Origin of the sequence: Cytobacillus solani (assembly GCF_006704205.1) — a bacterium.
Lineage (GTDB): Bacteria > Bacillota > Bacilli > Bacillales > Cytobacillaceae > Cytobacillus > Cytobacillus solani.
Genome location: NZ_CP041305.1, coordinates 1,112,627 through 1,130,181, shown reverse-complemented (window position 1 = coordinate 1,130,181; position 17,555 = coordinate 1,112,627). Strand labels below are relative to the sequence as shown.

Below are 17,555 nucleotides of genomic sequence, written 5' to 3'. Positions count from 1 at the left end.
AAAAGTTAGTTTAACAGTAAAAGTAATGTCTGAATTAATGATAGACTTTCATGTGAAATATTCTTTTTGACAAATTCAAGTTTCTTTATATCCCCTTTATCAAGGGATGCTAAAACCTCAGATACATCTTTTTCTAATCCTTTCATTTTTAGTCTGAGTTCTTGAATATCAATTTCCTCTGCGTCTTTTTCTAAGATTTTTTTCTTTATCTCAACTAATGGCATACTTTCCTTTTTACATCGTTCAATAAAGTTTAAGCGTTCAATTGACGAATGATCATAATAACGATAATTTGTGCTGGAACGTTCTGCTTTTAATAAGCCAAGATTTGTATAATGGTCTATTGTTCTCTTTGTCATACCTGTTATCTCAGCTAATTCACCAATTTTTAATTTTGCAGTCCCAATGTAAACCCTCCAAACTATAACGTTATGGTTATGGATGTATAATACTAGTAAAATAAACAGTTTTCAACTAATATGCATTGAATCGCACTTGATGCTAATCACAGAACTTTTCAGTCTATCAATATATAATGAACAAAAATTGTAATCAGGGGGATCTGTATGCATTTAATCATTACCGAAGAAGTTCAAAAGTTGTATTTAGAAGAAACCAAAATTATTAATTTTCGGCATCCGTTAATTCAAGAGAAGATTGCAGAATTTCAGCATGTAGGTAAAACGAAAATAGAACTAGCAGAAATGGCATTTCTTTTTGTGAGGGATACTATTCAACATTCCTTTGATATTGACAGTACAGAGATTACGATTTCAGCATCGGAAACATTAGAGAAAATAGAGGGCATATGCTTTGCTAAGGCACATTTGCTTGCGGCATTATTAAGAGGAATGAATATACCTGCTGGTTTTTGCTATCAGCGTGTGACTAGAAAAGGAACAAGTGAATCCGGTTATGCTTTGCATGGTTTAAATGCTCTTTATCTTGAGGATGTGGATCAATGGTTTCGAGTGGATCCTCGCGGCAATAAAGCAGGAGTTTATTCAGAATTTAGCATAAGTCCTGAAAAACTTGCTTATCCAATCCGAGGTGAATTAGATGAAATAGATTATCCTTACGTTTATAGCCAGCCGCTTAAAAATGTGATTCAATCAATGAAAAATTCGCTGGATTGTAGGGAGCTTTTTTTAAAACGTCCAGAATCTATTAGAAATCATGATAAAATCTAACAAAAAGTGTAACTTTTTCTTTTTTTATTCGCCTACTTCAATGAAACAAAATAATTGAAGGTGGGTTAAAAATGAAAAAACTATCAGTGCTAGTAACAGCAACTTTAATCACTGGATTAGTGATAAGTACAGGTTCAGCTTTTGCAACTAGTCAATTGTCAAAAGAAAACAATAAAAGCATAACAGAGCAAGACGATATCCAATCTGTTGATTCTACCGATTTCATGAAATTTTCTGGGCTTATTACAGATGTGAAGAAGGATAAAGAATCGCTTACCTTGATTGTTAAAAATCAAGAAAATGACTCAGAGATGCATTTTCCCCTATCTGACAAGGTACTTTTGTTTAATAGTGACACAGCTAAGGCTTTTGATAAGGATGAATTAGCTAAAGGATTTACAATCACTGCTTACTATGATAAAAACAAACCGATGACGATGATTTATCCTCCAAGGATTACACCTGAATTAATTGTTGTAAATGGAAAAGAACTGGGGCAAGTTAAAGTTTCAAAGTTCGATGATCAGTATGTTAGTCTTGATAATGAACTTAAATTAAATATTGCTGATGAAACGATTCTCCTTAATAAACAAGGGGATGAAATTAAGAAAGAGGAGCTTCAGGGGAAAGAACTAATCGTCTTTTACGACATCTCAACCAGAAGCATCCCAGCTCAAACGACACCGAAGAAAATAATCGTATGGGATAATCGAGACAAATTATTTGAGCAAGTACAAGAGGTTGTTGGCGATGATTATTATATTAAAAATGGAATGAAGCTATTGCCAATTAAAAAGGTTGGAGAGCACTTAGGATATAAAGTGAAATGGGATAGCAAAAACGCTACAGTAGAATTAGGCAAACAAAACCAGACTATTCAAATCTATATTGGAAAAGAGAAATATAGCCTTAATCGCAGCTTAAGATCATTTGAAGCTGTACCTGCTGTTATTAATGATGCTGCTTTTGTTTCTGAAGAAATTCTTGAGGTATTACTAAATAATCAATAGGCAGCAGCAATGTAGCTAAAACAGATAAGATCGTCTTATGACGGTCTTTTTTTCTTCCTTTGACATTTGGCTGACTTATTTTCTCGTTATGATAAAAGAAAAGGGTCAATAGACAATAGTGATTTGCAGGAGTTATCATAAATAGTATACTTACAAACTTCACTTTTCTAAATGTGAGGAGATGAAATTGTGAAAACAATTTTAATTATTGAAGATGAAATCCCGATTAGCCAAGTGCTAAAAGTATATTTACAAAAAGCTAATTTCAAGACAGTACAGGCATTTGAGGGAAATGAAGCAATAGAAAAATTTAAAGAACATAAACCAGCACTTGTTCTATTAGATGTGATGCTTCCTGAAAAGGATGGCTGGGCGATCTTAAAAGAAATTCGCCAGCAAAGTGATTGTCCCATCATTATGCTTACTGCACTAGGTGATGTCAATTACCGGCTAACTGGATTAAATGATGGGGCAGATGATTACATTTCCAAACCTTTTATTGCGGAAGAAGTTGTTGCGAGAGTGAACGCCGTTTTAAGACGCTCACAAACGAATGACGGACCAGTAAAAAGCTTTGGTCAATTACAAATTGACCTCAAGTCACATCGGGTAACCATTAATGAAGAAGAGGTTGAATTGACCCCGCGTGACTTATCCTTGCTGCTGTTTTTGGCAGAGAACCCTAATCAAACGTTTACAAGAGATCAGTTGATTGAGCATGTGTGGGGCTGGGAATATGACGGCAGTGATCGTGCTGTTGATTTAGCGATTAAGAGATTGAGAAAATCACTTTATAAATGGCCTGAGTCAGATGGTGAAATTAAAACACTTCGAGGATTGGGGTATCAATTTTGTGTTAATAAAAAACAATAAGCGAATCTCATTGCTGCGATATTGGACGAGCCGTTATTTAATTACGCTTTGTATTGGTTTAGTTGTTATTGCCATCATTTCAGCTTTATGGATTCGGCATACAACACTTGAAAACCGATTAGATATGACTAAGTTGATGGCACAGGAAATCGCAGATCGGTTTGTTGATATTAGTGAGGGGCGTCCGATTTCTAAAGGAGATGTGCCGGGATCCCTTACCGATCGAGGAAGGTTTATGAATATCGAAAGTGATCCTTCTATTTATATTGTTGATACGGCAGGTACCATTCTTTCGAGCAATCGATCGTCTAAGCAAGTATTTCAGCAGTTTCCCCGTGTCATATTGCAAAATGAAGAGAATGTTCAAAAGTTAAGATTGGAGGAAACTGGGCGAGATTTTTATGTAGTGAAGGCACCGATTGTCACACAGGATTATTCTTTTGGCTGGGTTGTCATTATTGAATTAGAGGATAACTTAACGCGTGTAAATCAAGAATACCGACAGTTGGCAATCATGATTATTAGCCTTGCCCTGTTAGGCTGGGCAGCAATTTATTTTCTCTCACGCAGGCTGGCCAATCCGATTAAAGATGTTGCAAGTGCCGCTAAACAAGTTCAAGCAGGGGATTATAATATTCATCTTCCGGACGACATGAAGGAGCAGGAAGTATATGACCTTGTTCAATCATTTAAGGAAATGTCTAACCGTCTGCAAACATTGGAAACTCTCCGTACAGAATTGCTGGCAGGTGTGACACATGAATTGAAAACACCTGTTACATCGATTAGCGGGCTATTGCAGGCACTTAATGATGATGTCGTTACTGGGGAGGATGCTAAGGAATTTTTGGCGTTATCATTAAATGAAACGACCAAAATGAAAAAGATGGTAGAAGATTTACTAGCCTTTAATTCATTTGCTGCAAATGCAATCCCGGTAAATAAAGAAAAACATTCGATCAATGAGTTTATGGATGATTTTATCCATCAATGGGAGGTTATTCAGGAGGATGAAACGATTGATTTGGTATTTATTCCTCTTAAGAAGGACCGTATGGTACAGATTGATCCCATTCGACTTCAGCAGATCATGACGAACCTGCTTAATAATGCGAGACATGCTATTGAAGGAAAGGGAAGAATAAATGTGACCCTTGCTGAAACGAACAATGAGCTTACCCTTGATATAAAGGATTCAGGCAGTGGAATTCCTTCTGATGAACAAGACCTAATCTTCGAACGATTTTTTAGAGGGGAAGGGAAAAAGTATAAAATTAGAGGACTTGGACTCGGATTGCCATTCAGTAAAATGATCGCTCAATCACTAGGAGGGGATCTAGTGCTCATAGATAGCTCTTCATCTGGTACGACATTTCGCATTACCTTGCCAATGATGAGTTAGATAAAGTGAAACTTCAATCAGTGGGGGTTTTCTTCATCCCCCACTGATTGTTAGCTGAATTAATCGGGCATTTACGGGCTGTTGATCCCCCACTTAGAATTTTTTGTTCTCTCAACGTCTTGAACGAGGGGGCTTACAGCGCGTTAATCTGCGATATTTTAATAATGCAAAAATAAGATGCTTGCTCTATATGAGCGGGCATCTTATTTTTGAAAATAATTTTCTTCGATTAATTAAAAAATAGCTGAAAAACAATTGACCTTCACGTTGCGTAAAGGTGTAAGGTTAACTCATGGAGGTGAGCGAATGGAATATACTGTGCAGAAATTAGCTCAATTAGCAGGAGTAAGTGCGAGAACCCTTAGGTATTATGATGAAATTAATATTCTTAAGCCGGCAAGAATAAATTCATCGGGATACCGGATATATGGCCAAGCAGAAGTCGATCGATTGCAGCAAATTTTATTTTACAGGGAGCTAGGTGTTGGTCTAGACAGCATCAAAAAAATCGTAACTGCGCCTTCTTTTGATGGGGCTATGGCACTTAGGGAGCATCGCGAAAAACTCCTTGAAAAAAAGAAACAATTGGATGTATTAATTACGAATGTGGATAAAACAATCGCTTTAACAGAAGGGAGAATGAAAATGTCTAATAAAGAAAAGTTTGAAGGGTTTAAGAAGATGATGATTGATGAAAATGAAGAAAAATATGGGAAAGAAATTCGCGAAAAGTATGGGGAAGATACGGTAGAAAAATCAAATGCAAAAGTGATGAATATGTCGCAAGAGGATTATGATAAAGTTACAAGCCTTGAGAAGCAAGTCAAAGAAACTTTGGCTCAAGCATTTGCTCTAGGTGATCCTGCCAGTGACATTGCCCTAAAGGCGGCAGAGCTGCACAAGCAGTGGCTATGCTTCTATTGGAATGAATACAGCAAGGAGGCACATGCAGGTCTTGCACAAATGTATGTGGATGACGAGAGATTTACTGCCTATTATGATAAGGAACAGCCAGGGACGGCGGAGTTTTTAAGAGATGCCATTCATATTTACGCTGGCATGAAAAAATAGATGAATATAAAAACGATTGGATAGAAATATCCAGTCGTTTTTTTGTTTCGAAAAAATTCCTGACATCTTCCTGACACATTGATCCCCTAAAGTATGTCTTGTAAGGCATATAAAACATATTATCGAAAGTTGAAAAACTTGATTAAATACAAATGAAAGAAGGGTTCACAATGAATGGACAAGACCAATTTAATGAAGAAAGCCGTACAGAAGTGAAACAGGTGAAGAGGTCCAAATTAAAGGGTGCTGTATCAACTGTTTTGGCTGGAATGATCGGATCTGCTTTAACACTGACAGCACTGCCGTACTTATCAAATTCAAATGCGAGCGAGGATGCGCCAAAAGCAATCGTTTCAGAGGAACATACGGAGACGCAAACAAGCGGTAAATTGAATGTGCAGCAAGTATCTGCTAATTCCATTGCAGATATGGTTGAGCAGGCATCGAAGGCGATTGTTGGCATTGAGAATATGCAGCAGCAAACCAACCGGTTTAATCAAACAAGTGAGGCAGTAGGTAGAGGTACTGGGTCTGGAGTAATTTTTAAGAAGACGAGTGATACCGCATATATTGTTACAAATAATCATGTCATTGAGAATGCCAATGAACTTGAAGTATCTCTCCATGATGGGAAAAAGGTAAAGGCTGAATTGATTGGAACAGATCCATTAACAGACATTGCCGTCTTGAAAATTGCTGGTGATGTAAAAGTGGAGACATTGGCATTTGGCGATTCCTCACAACTGAGGGCGGGGGATCAAGTGTTAGCGATTGGAAATCCGCTTGGACTTGATTTATCAAGAACAGTCACACAAGGAATAGTAAGTGCGGTTGATCGAACCATAGCCGTTTCAACATCAGCAGGGGAATGGGATTTAGATGTCATTCAAACGGATGCAGCCATCAATCCTGGAAACAGTGGTGGAGCACTTATAAATGCATCTGGTGAATTAGTTGGAATTAATAGTTTGAAGATTTCTGAAAGTGGGGTAGAAGGGCTAGGGTTTGCCATTCCGAGCAATGAAGTACAAACAATTATTAAAGAATTGATTGAAAAGGGACAAGTAACCCGCCCGTATTTAGGTGTAGGGCTAGCCAACTTTGAAGAAATCCCTCCATATTATTTACAAAATATTCCTAGTGATGTAAAACAAGGAGTTATTGTCACAAATATTGATCCAAATTCAGCTGCAGGGAAAGCGGGACTTCAAGCAGAGGATATTCTTGTTTCGATAGGGGGCAATGAAATTGCCAACGCAAATGAATTAAGGAAGTATTTATACACTAAATATTCCATTGGTGACAGGGTGAAAATTGAATTTTACCGACAAGGAAAGTTGGAAACCGTTGAAATTACTTTAACCGGTAACTCAACTCCGAACTAATCGATTAAAAGGAGAAGAGAATGAAGAAAATAATTTGGATATCAGGATCTGCTATTGTAGCCATTGCTCTTTTAGTTATTTTTATTTCTTTGTCCGAAAAGAATGTAGCGAGTGTAAATGGAGAAAAAATTAGCGAAAAAGAGCTGAAAGAGCTGCTCGTTTCTCAGTATGGATCAGAAGCATTAGATTCATTAATAACAGAAAAAATTATTAATCAAGAAAAGAAAAAGGAAAAGATTAAAGTAAGCAAGGAAGAACTTGAGGAAGAAATGACTGCTTATATCGAGTCATATGGTGGGAAAGACGCCTTTCAGGAAATCCTTGCAAGCAGTGGAGTAAAAATGTCTGCTATTGAAAATAATATTGAGAATTACTTAATAACAAAGAAACTGCTTGAACCAAGAATCAATATTACTGATAAGGAAATGAAAGAGTACTTTGAAGATAATAAGGAAAGTTACGCACAGGCTGAACAGGTTCAGGCAAGCCATATTCTAGTGAAAGATGAAGCCACTGCTAATGAGGTCCACAAAAAGCTTGATGAAGGGAAAGATTTCGCTGAATTAGCTGCAGAATATTCAACGGATGCATCTAACAGTGAGGCAGGAGGAGATCTTGGCTATTTCGCACGCGGAGAAATGGTTCAAGAGTTTGAAGACGCTGCCTTCGCTTTAGAGGTAGGGAAAATCAGTGCTCCAGTCAAAACAGAACATGGATACCACATCATTAAAGTTTCCGATAAAAAGGAAGCGAAAGACGCTGTCTTTGAGGAAGTAAAAGAGGATATTAAAACAGCACTTTTTGATTCAAAGATGGAAACGGAATATCCAACATGGCTGGATGAGAAGTTTGAAGAGTATGAGATTGAAAACTTTTTAGAAGTGTAATGACACTAACCCCATATAAAATGAGCATGGAGAATGATTTTCCCCATGCTCTTTCTTATAAATCAATTAGGAATCGCTTTTTAGCAGTCTAACACTTTCATCAAATTCTTTTTCAATTGCTGGATTATGACGATATGTGATTAAGCTGACAATGACAGAGAGAATTAAGTTGATTGCAAAGCCAGGCACGATTTCATAAAGCGTGTCGCCAAGTCCAACCTGCTTCCAAATGATAACAGTAATTGCTCCAGCGATCATCCCAACGAGTGCACCCCAACTAGTCATCTTCCTCCAGAATAAGCTTAGAAGAATAACTGGACCAAATGAAGCTCCAAATCCTGCCCAAGCATAAGCTACAAGGCTTAAGATGGTATTATCTTGCTTTAATGCTAATAGTGCTGCAACCACTGCAACTACTAAAACAGCCATACGTCCAAAGAATACAAGCTCTTTATCAGAAGCATTTTTCTTAAATAATGTTTTGTATAGATCCTCTGTTAATGCGCTTGACGTAACAATTAATTGTGAAGAAACGGTGCTCATAATGGCAGCAAGTACTGCAGCTAATAGGAATCCTGCAAATAATGGATGGAATACGATTTGCCCTAATACTAGGAAGACAGCTTCCGGATTGTCTAATGTATACTGAGTATTCTGGTAGAAAAAGGCAAGTCCAATTAACGCCATAAATACTGCACCTAATAATGAGAAAATCATCCAGCCCATCCCAATGCGGCGAGCGCTTTTCGTTTCTTTAACCGATGTAATCGCCATAAAGCGAACGATTATATGCGGCTGACCAAAATAGCCAAGTCCCCATGCAAGAGCAGAAATAATTCCGAATGTTGTCGTTCCTTTAAAGAAATCAAGTAATGTAGGATCAATTGCTCGGATCGATTCAAAAGTACCACTGAACCCACCTGTATGTGAAAGTGCTAAAGCTGGTACTAGAATTAAAGCGATCAGCATCATTAGTCCTTGAATGAAATCTGTGTAACTAACAGCCAAGAATCCGCCAAATAATGTGTAGGCAACAACAACACCAGATACAATTAGCAGTCCAAGATGATAGTTTACGTTAAAAGAACTTTCAAAGAATACCGCACCAGATACCATTCCTGAAGAAACATAGAAAGTAAAGAAAACAAGAATAACGATACCAGATACAATTCTTAATAATTTCGTAGAATCTTTAAAACGGTTTTCTAAATAGCCTGGAATCGTGATGGAATCGTTTGCAACTTGAGTATAGCTTCGCAGACGCGGTGCAACAAAAAACCAGTTGGCATAAGCACCAAGCGTTAACCCAATGGCAATCCAAGCATCGGCTAAACCGCTTACATAGATCCCGCCGGGTAATCCCATTAATAGCCATCCACTCATGTCTGCTGCCCCAGCACTCAAGGCAGTTACTGCTGGACCTAATGAACGGCCGCCGAGCATGTAATCGGTTAAATTGCTTGTTTTTCGGTATGCATACCAGCCGATTAATAACATAGCGACCATATAAATACCGATAGAGATTAATTGAAGACCTGAATCTGTCATTTGCATTTCCCCCTTTGGACTAAAAGATAAACTATAACTAGAATAGAATTAAAACTATAAATATTCTAACATCCATTGTCGAAAAATGCGATGGTAAAAGTTAATAAAAAATACATATTTTTTTCGATAAGACCCTTGATTTACTGATTTTTCGTGATCTTTGTAATCAAATATATGTTTTATTATGCATAATCTTATGTTATTAAACACTAAGATTTCATGAAAGAAACATAAATCCAGCATAGAATCTGATGGTTATATTATTATTTTTATATAATTATGTGAGGGAGATTAATTGTAAATTTGTTCCTTTTTTTGAAAAACTTCTTCTCAGAAGTTTTTACTCTTATGGTATTTATTGATATGATGAAGTATGACTTTATAGATGAAAATAGTAGATCGGGTGAACATATGAATAATGCTATTAAGCTAAAAGTAAAATCTGCACATAGTAAAGGATATCAGGCAGGCTATCCGCTTGTAACTGAGAATGCAATCGCACAATTTCCGAATGGGATAAAAGAAGGAACACTTCTTGATCTTTTTGATGAGAAGAATCGTTTCCTCGCTAAAGGGTATTATGGGAAACAAAATAAAGGAAGAGGCTGGATTTTAAGCAGAAATCAGCAGGAAGTGATTGATCAAAGCTTTTTTGAAAAGAAAATTAAAATGGCAATAGATAACCGGAAGACTCTTTTTAAAGATGAAGATACGACCGCATTCCGGATTTTTAATGGGGAAGGCGATGGAGTTGGTGGTTTAACAATTGACTACTTTACTGGCTATTATTTAGTGACCTGGTATAGTGAAGGAATCTATCATTTTAAGGGTGCTATTATTCAAGCACTAATAAACGTGGCTGATGTGAAAGGGGTATATGAGAAGAAACGTTTTGCTGTTAAGGGTACTTACATTGATGATGATGACTTCGTGACTGGGGAGCGGGCTAATTTTCCATTGATTGTGAAGGAAAATGGCATAAACTTCGCTGTCTATTTAAATGATGGGGCAATGGTCGGAGTATTCTTGGATCAGCGGAATGTACGAAAGGTTATTCGGGACAAATATGCGGAAGGAAAAACCGTGTTGAATACCTTTTCGTACACAGGGGCTTTCTCTATAGCAGCCGCACTAGGCGGTGCTTCGAAGACAACAAGTGTCGACCTTGCTAATCGCAGTAAAAGCAAGACAATTGAACAGTTCAGTGTCAATGGAATTGATTATGAAGCACATGACATCATCGTTGAGGATGTTTTCAATTATTTTAAATACGCAGTTCGCAAGCAGCTTTCATTTGATATGGTCATTCTTGACCCGCCAAGCTTTGCCCGTTCAAAAAAGCATACATTTAGCGCGGGGAAGGATTATCCTGCCTTACTCGAGCAAGCCATTCAAATTACAGCAAACAATGGGATTATTGTGGCTTCTTCTAATTGCAGTACATTTGATATGAGAAAATTTAAAGACTTTATTGATAAGGCCTTTAGAGTAACAGGCGGAAAATATAAAATCCTTGAGGAATATAGTCTTCCTGAGGATTTTAAGGTACTGAAGGAATTCAAAGAAGGGGATTATCTTAAAGTTGCTATTATCAAGAAGCTATCATGAGTTTTATTTATAAGCAAGAAGAAAGGTGCAGGCTTAAAAGCTTGCACCTTTCATTCTGATATTTTAAAAGAAAAGAAAGTATAACTTTGGAGTTAGAGAGTTGTCTAGCGCAAGCGTCCTATCGCCTATCAAACTTCAGGCCCCCTCCGCAATGATTGCGTCAACATCGGTTCGCTCTCGCTCACCGTGTTTCCTTTATCTCAGTTGCGGTCCTTCCAGTTTGTACGGCGATGACCAAGGCGCTTGCGCTTTTCTTATACAACCCCTTGTACGATCATCGCGTCAGCCACTCGGATGAATCCTGCGATATTTGCACCGACAACAAGATTGCCCTGATAGCCATATTCTTCTGCTGCTTTCATACTATTACGGTAAATAGTAGTCATAATTTCACGAAGTTTTTCATCTACTTCCTCAAAGGTCCATGATAATCTTGCGCTATTTTGTGCCATTTCTAAGGAGGACACAGCAACACCGCCAGCATTGGCTGCTTTTGCAGGTGCAAAAAGGACATCGTTTTTCAGGAACACATTAATGGCTGCTAATGTAGATGGCATATTTGCACCTTCTCCAAGAGCCTTTACTCCGTTGGCAACAAGTATTTTTGCCGAATATTCATCAATTTCATTTTGTGTTGCACATGGAAGGGCAATGTCACATGGAATGGACCAAATGCCGGAACAGCCTTCAATATATTGGGCGTTCGGATGCTCAAGGGCATACTCATAAATACGTTTTCCTTCCAATTCCTTTAAACGTTTCACTGTTTCAAGGTTAATCCCATTTTCATCATAAACATAACCGTTTGAATCACTGCAGGCAACAACCTTTGCACCCAAGTGAATGGCCTTTTCCATTGCATAAATAGAAACATTGCCAGATCCTGAAACAATGACGGTGCTTCCCTCAAAACTTAGGCATTTATCAGCCAACATCTCTTCAACGAAATAAATGGTGCCATAGCCGGTTGCTTCTTTTCGTCCTAAACTGCCTCCATAGCCGATTCCTTTGCCTGTTAGGACACCAGCTTCATAGGCACCGCGAAGCCTTTTGTATTGTCCGAACATATAACCGATCTCTCTTGCACCGACTCCGATATCACCTGCTGGAACATCGATATCTGGACCAATGTATTTACTTAGCTCTGTCATAAAGCTTTGTGTAAAACGCATGATTTCTCCATCAGACTTACCCTTAGGATCAAAATCGGCTCCTCCTTTTCCACCGCCGATTGGCTGGCCAGTTAAGGAGTTTTTGAAGATTTGTTCAAAACCGAGGAATTTAATGATGCTGGAATTTACTGAAGGGTGGAAGCGGATGCCACCTTTATACGGCCCAATCGTGCTGCTGTATTGGACTCTAAATCCGCGGTTTACCTGGACTTTACCGGTATCATCCGTCCAAGGTACACGAAAGGTAATCACTCTTTCGGGCTCCACGATTCTTTCGAGGATTCCATGATTCATGTATTTAGGATGTTTAGAGAATACAGGTACAAGTGAATCGAATATCTCCTCTACTGCTTGATGAAATTCATATTCGAAGGGATTACGCATTTTGACTACTTCAAACACATTATTTACATAATCCAGTGCAGTTTTTGTTTCGCTGTTCTTCACTTCTTCCAATGTTTGCATAGTTGATCAAGCCCCCAATATAAAAATGAAACTGTATAATTACTCAAATGGTTGGATTTTCTAATAAGAAAATTTTATAATAGAAAAATAATCTGAACAATATGAATAATAGATATGATCAATGCCTGCATGAGATGAATGGAGAAAGAGGGGGATGTTTTGGAATTACGACAGATTCAATATTTTATGGAAGTTGCAAAAAGGGAGCATGTGACAGAGGCTGCCGTTGCCTTACATGTTGCACAATCAGCTGTCAGCAGGCAAATCTTTAATCTTGAACTGGAATTAGGGGTTGATTTATTTTTTCGGGAGGGAAGAAATGTCCGCTTAACCCCGATTGGAAAGATATTTCTGGAGCATATGGAAGAAGCGATGACAGTTATCGAGAATGCCCGGAGAGAAGTCGACGAGTATTTAGATCCAGAAAAGGGGACGATTCGCATTGGGTTTCCTAGCAGTTTAGCTGCATATACTTTGCCGACTGTAATTTCTGCCTTTAGCAGGAAGCATCCAGATGTGAAATATCAGCTTCGGCAGGGATCCTACCATTCTCTTATTGATGGGGTTATCAAAGGTGAAATGGATATGGCTCTTCTTGGCCCAGTGCCAAAGGAAGAAAAAAAGGTGCATGGGCATATTTTATTTACTGAAAAAATGGTAGCTTTGTTGCCAAATAGACATAAGCATACGGATAAGAAATCAATAAATTTAAGTCAGCTGCGCGACGATTCCTTCGTTCTATTTCCTAACGGGTATATTTTGCGTGAAATTATTATGAATGCCTGCCATCAGCAAGGCTTTCAGCCAAATGTTTCGTTTGAAGGAGAGGATATTGATGCCATTAAGGGATTGGTTTCAGCTGGACTAGGTGTGACTGTTATTCCTGAAATTACATTAATCGATAGCTTGCCGCGCCAAACTGTTAAGATTCCCGTTGTTGATCCTCAAGTTACTCGAACCGTCGGCATTATTATCCCAACCGACAGAGAAATGCTGCCTACTGCTAAGCTATTTCACGAATTTATAATTGAATTTTTCCATATGCTTGGAAGCTTCCAGAACTAAACGGTTGCCTAGTAGTGATTGTGAAAAAAATGTTTTTCCGGCAGACAGTAAAAAAACACGATGGATGCCTATTAAAGCACCATCGTGTTTTTCTTAATAATTTATTCTAATCCTTCAATCACTAATTCCTTTGCAGGCAAGAATGATTCACCTGTATCGAGATATTTAACTTTAACAAGATCACCCTCCTGCAAGTATATAGCCATTGGGCTAATTTCAGAAGAAATTACATAGCTTTGGCGGTTATTTAATAAGAAGGAAATCGATGTGAAATCACCATTCCTTTCTTTATACACTCTTACGACTGTTCCGCTTATTTGCTTTTCCTCGGCCTTTGAACTGCCATCAACCGTTCCGCCGCCCCGTTGCAGTGCGGTTTTGTACAGCTTCAATGCTTCATTTGGAGTCGAGGCATAAACAGAAATTTCTGGATTAGCAGCTGAAACAATAAAGTAATTTTGCAAAAAGCCATTTGCATCCAATACTGGTGTTAGCCAGCTTGCTTCCCCATAGAAATTATAGAGAACAGGCATTTCTCCGTCCCATTTCTTTTCAATAAACTTTTTCTCGATAATCTGCAAAGCTCCCTGTGAATCCATGTAGGATTCTTCAAGATTTCCTGTATAGTAAGTGGCTTCCCCTGTTCTTGAGTTTGTTAACGAATACCCAAGCATTGAGTCTACCCCTTCTTTCGGACTTGTAAAATCTGTGAAGTAGAACATCTCACCGTTTTCATCAAAAATGGGGCTGACATTTGCTTCAGTTCCCTCATCAGATGGAAGCTTTACATCCTTTTTGCCAAACTTGCTATTCCAAAATCCATGAATATAATTACCAAAGTAGCTATTTTGCAGGCTGACTACTTCTGGTGAAACGGCCCCGTCAATGAAGGACGGTACATCTTTTAAAGGATAGTCCTTTGTATTCCCCGTTTTTGGATCGACAGCAACAATGCCTTTTACCTCAAATCCATTTCGCGCTGAAACAAATTCGCCGTATGAACGAATATAATGAGGTTTTCCTTCATCATCAATTTCTAACTGAACATCCCCATGAAAAATATATTGTGGATATTGCATCCGAATACGGCGTTCAATGTTTTTACTGAAATAAGAGGAAGGGGTATAGACCATCTCTGCTTTTATGAATTTGGGATTTGCAGAGGAATCAGTTGCACTGATTGTAAAATAGCCTGGTGTCTCGTCTCCGTTCAGCCACTTGAAAAATCCGGAAAATTCAACAGGTGCAATATAAACATATTCCCCGTTAACTTTTTGAATCTGCAGATTCCCTAGCTCATAATAGCTAGTATTTGGAACTTGCCCAAATGCCTTCTTCATTTTATTCCGCGCAAATTGTGGGGGAACACTTGCAGGTGTTTCATTTTCGTCAAATGTTTCAATTTCTGTTTTCACATCCATTTTTGCAATTTCATATTTTTCTCCCGCGTTAAATAGAAAGGCAGAAAGAAAAATAACCGCAATTGCAAGACTTGCTAGAAATAAGACTGCTTTAATTATTCTTTCTTTCCCAGTTGCAAGTACTGCACCTGCGGCTGTAATAATGACAGCTAATATCCACAGCGAAGATAAGTTCCGATCCAGATTTGTAACATAGTAGAAGACGAACACGCCAAGGAATAAAAGGATAATGACTGCGATAAGAAACTTTGATTTTGGCTGTTTCTTTTCCTCACTTTTATTTTTTGAAAAAGGGATTAACACAAGCGCAGAGGCTAATCCAATAATTAGTGAAAATAATAACATGTGTCCCATTTGATCACCTCTTTGAAAGTTTTTATTCCCTTACTATACGGATAACATACGAGGAAAGTTTCAGCTCTATTTAGAAAGTATCATGACTTTAGATGTAATTGCTAAATAAAAATTGACAGTTGTCCTATATTTTATTAAATTTTATCTATATTCTAATTATTTAGAATATAATAGAACCAAAGGGGGATGAAATAATGGGGAAAACGGTTCAAAAAAGTAATCGAAGCAAGGGGAAGGGTGAGGATTTTGAGAAAATGGTTCGTACAAGTCAATTTAACGAACTGATGGCTGCTAAGAAAAAATTTTTAGTTCCATCAATTATTTTATTTCTAGGACTGTACTTATTATTTCCAATTTTAATTTCCTATTCAGATGCACTGGACAAAACCGCTATTGGGGATATTTCATGGGCATGGGTATATGCCCTATTGTTGTTCGTTATGACTTGGGTAATGGCAACTATATATATGAAAAAATCTGCTATGTTTGATCGTATGGCGGAAAAGGTCTGGAAGGAAGATGAGTTGGAAAGGAGAGAAGCGAAGTGAATCTTACCGTAGTCGTCTTATTTCTATTAATAGTTGCAATGACTTTGGCCATTACTTACTATGCAGCGAAAAGAACAAATACAGCAAATGAATTTTATACGGCTGGGGGAGGATTAACAGGGTGGCAGAATGGTTTGGCCATTTCTGGAGACTATTTATCTGCAGCCTCTTTTCTTGGAATCGCGGGTGCAATTGCTTTAAGCGGATTTGATGGATTCTTATTCAGTATTGGTTATCTTGTTGCATACTTAGTCGTTTTATTTATTGTAGCCGAACCGCTGCGTAATCTCGGAAAATACACATTAGCTGATATGATTAACTCACGTTTTGATGCTAAAAAAGTAAGAGCTACCGCTGCTCTAAATACGATTACAATTGTTATATTTTATATGATTGCCCAATTAGTTGGTGCAGGTGCTCTAATCAAGTTATTGTTTGGAATTGATTATTGGCTGGCAGTATTAATTGTCGGAGTTATGATGACGGTCTATGTTCTATTTGGAGGCATGACAGCAACAAGCTGGGTGCAAATTATTAAGGCTGTTCTGTTAATGCTTGGTACCATTATTATTTCTTTTTTAGTACTTTCCCGTTTCAACTTCAATATTTTCGAAATGTTTACCACCATGAAAACAGCGACACCGTTAGGCGAAGCCTACTTAAATCCAGGTGTTAAATACAAGGTGCCACTAGATACTCTTTCCCTCATGATCGCGCTTGTGTTTGGAACAGCGGGTCTTCCACACATACTAATGAGATTTTTCACAGTAAGAGATGCAAAAACCGCAAGAAGTTCCGTTATTTGGGCTACTTGGATTGTTGGCATATTTTATGTCATGACAATATTCCTTGGCTTCGGAGCTGCAGCGTTTGTTGGTGCGGATGTTATTCAAGCAAGTAATGCAGCTGGGAATATGGCGGCCCCATTACTTGCGAAGGTATTAGGCGGAGATATCTTAATGTCATTTGTTTCCGCGGTAGCCTTTGCAACGATTTTGGCTGTTGTTGCAGGTCTAGTTCTATCTGGTGCTTCAGCTTTTGCTCATGATATTTATGGACAAATCATTAAAAAAGGAAAAGCATCAGAGAAAGAACAGATGCTGGCAGCAAAATATGCTTCATTAGGTGTTTCTGTGTTTTCTATTTTACTAGCGCTTTTTGCTCAAAATTTAAACGTAGCATTTCTCGTCTCTCTAGCTTTCTGTGTAGCTGCAAGTGCAAATTTGCCTGTTATTATTTTCACAATATATTGGAAGCGTTTTAATACTGCGGGGGCAATGACAGGAATGATCTCGGGTCTTGTGTCTGCTCTTATACTTGTAGCTATTAGTCCGAGTGTCATCTCTCCGGTCGAAGGGGCAGCATTATTTACAGGCAATCCTATTTTTCCATTAACAAATCCTGCCTTGTTGTCTGTTCCAATCGGCTTTATCGGGTCGATTATTGGCACGCTTGTTTCCAGTAAACAGGATGCAAAACGGTATGCCGAGGTAAAGGTAAAAGCGAATACTGGTTATCGTGAGCCATTGTCTTAAATATAGGGGGGAAAGGACAAA

The 17,555-nt window shown here is 38.1% G+C and carries 15 protein-coding genes; 11 read left to right on the top strand and 4 right to left on the bottom strand.

Annotated elements, in window-relative coordinates; translation table 11 throughout:
* Nucleotides 1-5: 5 nt before the first annotated feature.
* Nucleotides 6-359, bottom strand: a complete 354-nt coding sequence (locus FI644_RS05735; protein WP_053479151.1) for a MerR family transcriptional regulator — start codon at nucleotides 357-359, stop codon at nucleotides 6-8.
* A gap of 207 nt (nucleotides 360-566) precedes the next feature.
* On the opposite strand from FI644_RS05735, the gene FI644_RS05730 reads away from it, so the two are divergent.
* The 7 genes from FI644_RS05730 to FI644_RS05700 all read left to right on the top strand — a co-directional run bounded on the left by FI644_RS05730 (nucleotide 567) and on the right by FI644_RS05700 (nucleotide 7,818).
* A complete protein-coding gene (locus tag FI644_RS05730; RefSeq protein WP_053479150.1) occupies nucleotides 567-1,190 on the top strand; it encodes a transglutaminase domain-containing protein in 624 nt (207 codons plus the stop codon).
* Nucleotides 1,191-1,261: 71 nt separating this feature from the next.
* A complete protein-coding gene (locus tag FI644_RS05725; RefSeq protein WP_053479149.1) occupies nucleotides 1,262-2,200 on the top strand; it encodes a copper amine oxidase N-terminal domain-containing protein in 939 nt (312 codons plus the stop codon).
* A gap of 189 nt (nucleotides 2,201-2,389) precedes the next feature.
* Nucleotides 2,390-3,073 (top strand): response regulator transcription factor, encoded by a 684-nt coding sequence (locus tag FI644_RS05720; protein ID WP_053479148.1) that lies wholly within the window; start codon nucleotides 2,390-2,392, stop codon nucleotides 3,071-3,073.
* A complete protein-coding gene (locus FI644_RS05715) occupies nucleotides 3,054-4,475 on the top strand; it encodes a HAMP domain-containing sensor histidine kinase (RefSeq protein ID WP_246067030.1) in 1,422 nt (473 codons plus the stop codon). Before FI644_RS05720 ends, FI644_RS05715 begins: the two co-directional genes overlap by 20 nt.
* Nucleotides 4,476-4,781: 306 nt before the next feature.
* Nucleotides 4,782-5,546, top strand: coding sequence for a MerR family transcriptional regulator (locus FI644_RS05710; RefSeq protein ID WP_056682497.1), 765 nt, complete (start codon nucleotides 4,782-4,784; stop codon nucleotides 5,544-5,546).
* 170 nt (nucleotides 5,547-5,716) lie between these two features.
* Nucleotides 5,717-6,931, top strand: coding sequence for a S1C family serine protease (locus FI644_RS05705; RefSeq protein ID WP_056682500.1), 1,215 nt, complete (start codon nucleotides 5,717-5,719; stop codon nucleotides 6,929-6,931).
* Nucleotides 6,932-6,951: 20 nt separating this feature from the next.
* The gene (locus tag FI644_RS05700) at nucleotides 6,952-7,818 is read left to right on the top strand and encodes a foldase protein PrsA (protein WP_142108138.1); all 867 of its coding nucleotides are present in this window, start codon (nucleotides 6,952-6,954) and stop codon (nucleotides 7,816-7,818) included.
* A 66-nt stretch (nucleotides 7,819-7,884) separates the two neighbouring features.
* On the opposite strand, the gene putP is transcribed toward FI644_RS05700, so the two are convergent.
* Nucleotides 7,885-9,366, bottom strand: a complete 1,482-nt coding sequence (gene putP / locus FI644_RS05695; RefSeq protein WP_056682506.1) for a sodium/proline symporter PutP — start codon at nucleotides 9,364-9,366, stop codon at nucleotides 7,885-7,887.
* 411 nt (nucleotides 9,367-9,777) lie between these two features.
* Here putP and FI644_RS05690 point away from each other — a divergent pair, with 411 nt between their 5' ends.
* Nucleotides 9,778-10,974: a class I SAM-dependent rRNA methyltransferase gene (locus FI644_RS05690; protein WP_053479315.1), complete on the top strand. Its 1,197-nt coding sequence runs from the start codon at nucleotides 9,778-9,780 to the stop codon at nucleotides 10,972-10,974.
* 254 nt (nucleotides 10,975-11,228) lie between these two features.
* Here the strand turns inward: FI644_RS05690 and gdhA are convergent, their stop codons facing one another.
* The gene (gene gdhA, locus FI644_RS05685) at nucleotides 11,229-12,611 is read right to left on the bottom strand and encodes an NADP-specific glutamate dehydrogenase (protein ID WP_053479142.1); all 1,383 of its coding nucleotides are present in this window, start codon (nucleotides 12,609-12,611) and stop codon (nucleotides 11,229-11,231) included.
* Between the two features lie 159 nt (nucleotides 12,612-12,770).
* On the opposite strand from gdhA, the gene gltC reads away from it, so the two are divergent.
* Complete coding sequence (gene gltC / locus FI644_RS05680; RefSeq protein ID WP_053479141.1) at nucleotides 12,771-13,676, top strand: glutamate biosynthesis transcriptional regulator GltC; 906 nt, start codon at nucleotides 12,771-12,773, stop codon at nucleotides 13,674-13,676.
* A 101-nt stretch (nucleotides 13,677-13,777) separates the two neighbouring features.
* Here the strand turns inward: gltC and FI644_RS05675 are convergent, their stop codons facing one another.
* The gene (locus FI644_RS05675) at nucleotides 13,778-15,451 is read right to left on the bottom strand and encodes an MFS transporter (RefSeq protein WP_142108137.1); all 1,674 of its coding nucleotides are present in this window, start codon (nucleotides 15,449-15,451) and stop codon (nucleotides 13,778-13,780) included.
* Between the two features lie 194 nt (nucleotides 15,452-15,645).
* On the opposite strand from FI644_RS05675, the gene FI644_RS05670 reads away from it, so the two are divergent.
* Entirely contained in the window at nucleotides 15,646-15,999 is a 354-nt protein-coding gene (locus tag FI644_RS05670; RefSeq protein ID WP_075209080.1) for a DUF485 domain-containing protein, read from the top strand.
* Complete coding sequence (locus FI644_RS05665) at nucleotides 15,996-17,534, top strand: solute symporter family protein (protein WP_053479138.1); 1,539 nt, start codon at nucleotides 15,996-15,998, stop codon at nucleotides 17,532-17,534. Before FI644_RS05670 ends, FI644_RS05665 begins: the two co-directional genes overlap by 4 nt.
* Nucleotides 17,535-17,555: the final 21 nt, after the last annotated feature.

What these genes read in the sequence shown, in the direction of transcription:
- FI644_RS05705 (WP_056682500.1), top strand. Translation starts at nt 5,717, where the DNA reads ATGAATGGACAAGACCAATTTAATGAAGAAAGCCGTACAGAAGTGAAA.
- FI644_RS05725 (WP_053479149.1), top strand. Translation starts at nt 1,262, where the DNA reads ATGAAAAAACTATCAGTGCTAGTAACAGCAACTTTAATCACTGGATTA.
- FI644_RS05690 (WP_053479315.1), top strand. Translation starts at nt 9,778, where the DNA reads ATGAATAATGCTATTAAGCTAAAAGTAAAATCTGCACATAGTAAAGGA.
- FI644_RS05670 (WP_075209080.1), top strand. Translation starts at nt 15,646, where the DNA reads ATGGGGAAAACGGTTCAAAAAAGTAATCGAAGCAAGGGGAAGGGTGAG.
- FI644_RS05700 (WP_142108138.1), top strand. Translation starts at nt 6,952, where the DNA reads ATGAAGAAAATAATTTGGATATCAGGATCTGCTATTGTAGCCATTGCT.
- FI644_RS05710 (WP_056682497.1), top strand. Translation starts at nt 4,782, where the DNA reads ATGGAATATACTGTGCAGAAATTAGCTCAATTAGCAGGAGTAAGTGCG.
- FI644_RS05675 (WP_142108137.1), bottom strand. Translation starts at nt 15,451, where the DNA reads ATGGGACACATGTTATTATTTTCACTAATTATTGGATTAGCCTCTGCG.
- FI644_RS05735 (WP_053479151.1), bottom strand. Translation starts at nt 359, where the DNA reads ATGACAAAGAGAACAATAGACCATTATACAAATCTTGGCTTATTAAAA.
- gdhA (WP_053479142.1), bottom strand. Translation starts at nt 12,611, where the DNA reads ATGCAAACATTGGAAGAAGTGAAGAACAGCGAAACAAAAACTGCACTG.
- putP (WP_056682506.1), bottom strand. Translation starts at nt 9,366, where the DNA reads ATGACAGATTCAGGTCTTCAATTAATCTCTATCGGTATTTATATGGTC.
- FI644_RS05730 (WP_053479150.1), top strand. Translation starts at nt 567, where the DNA reads ATGCATTTAATCATTACCGAAGAAGTTCAAAAGTTGTATTTAGAAGAA.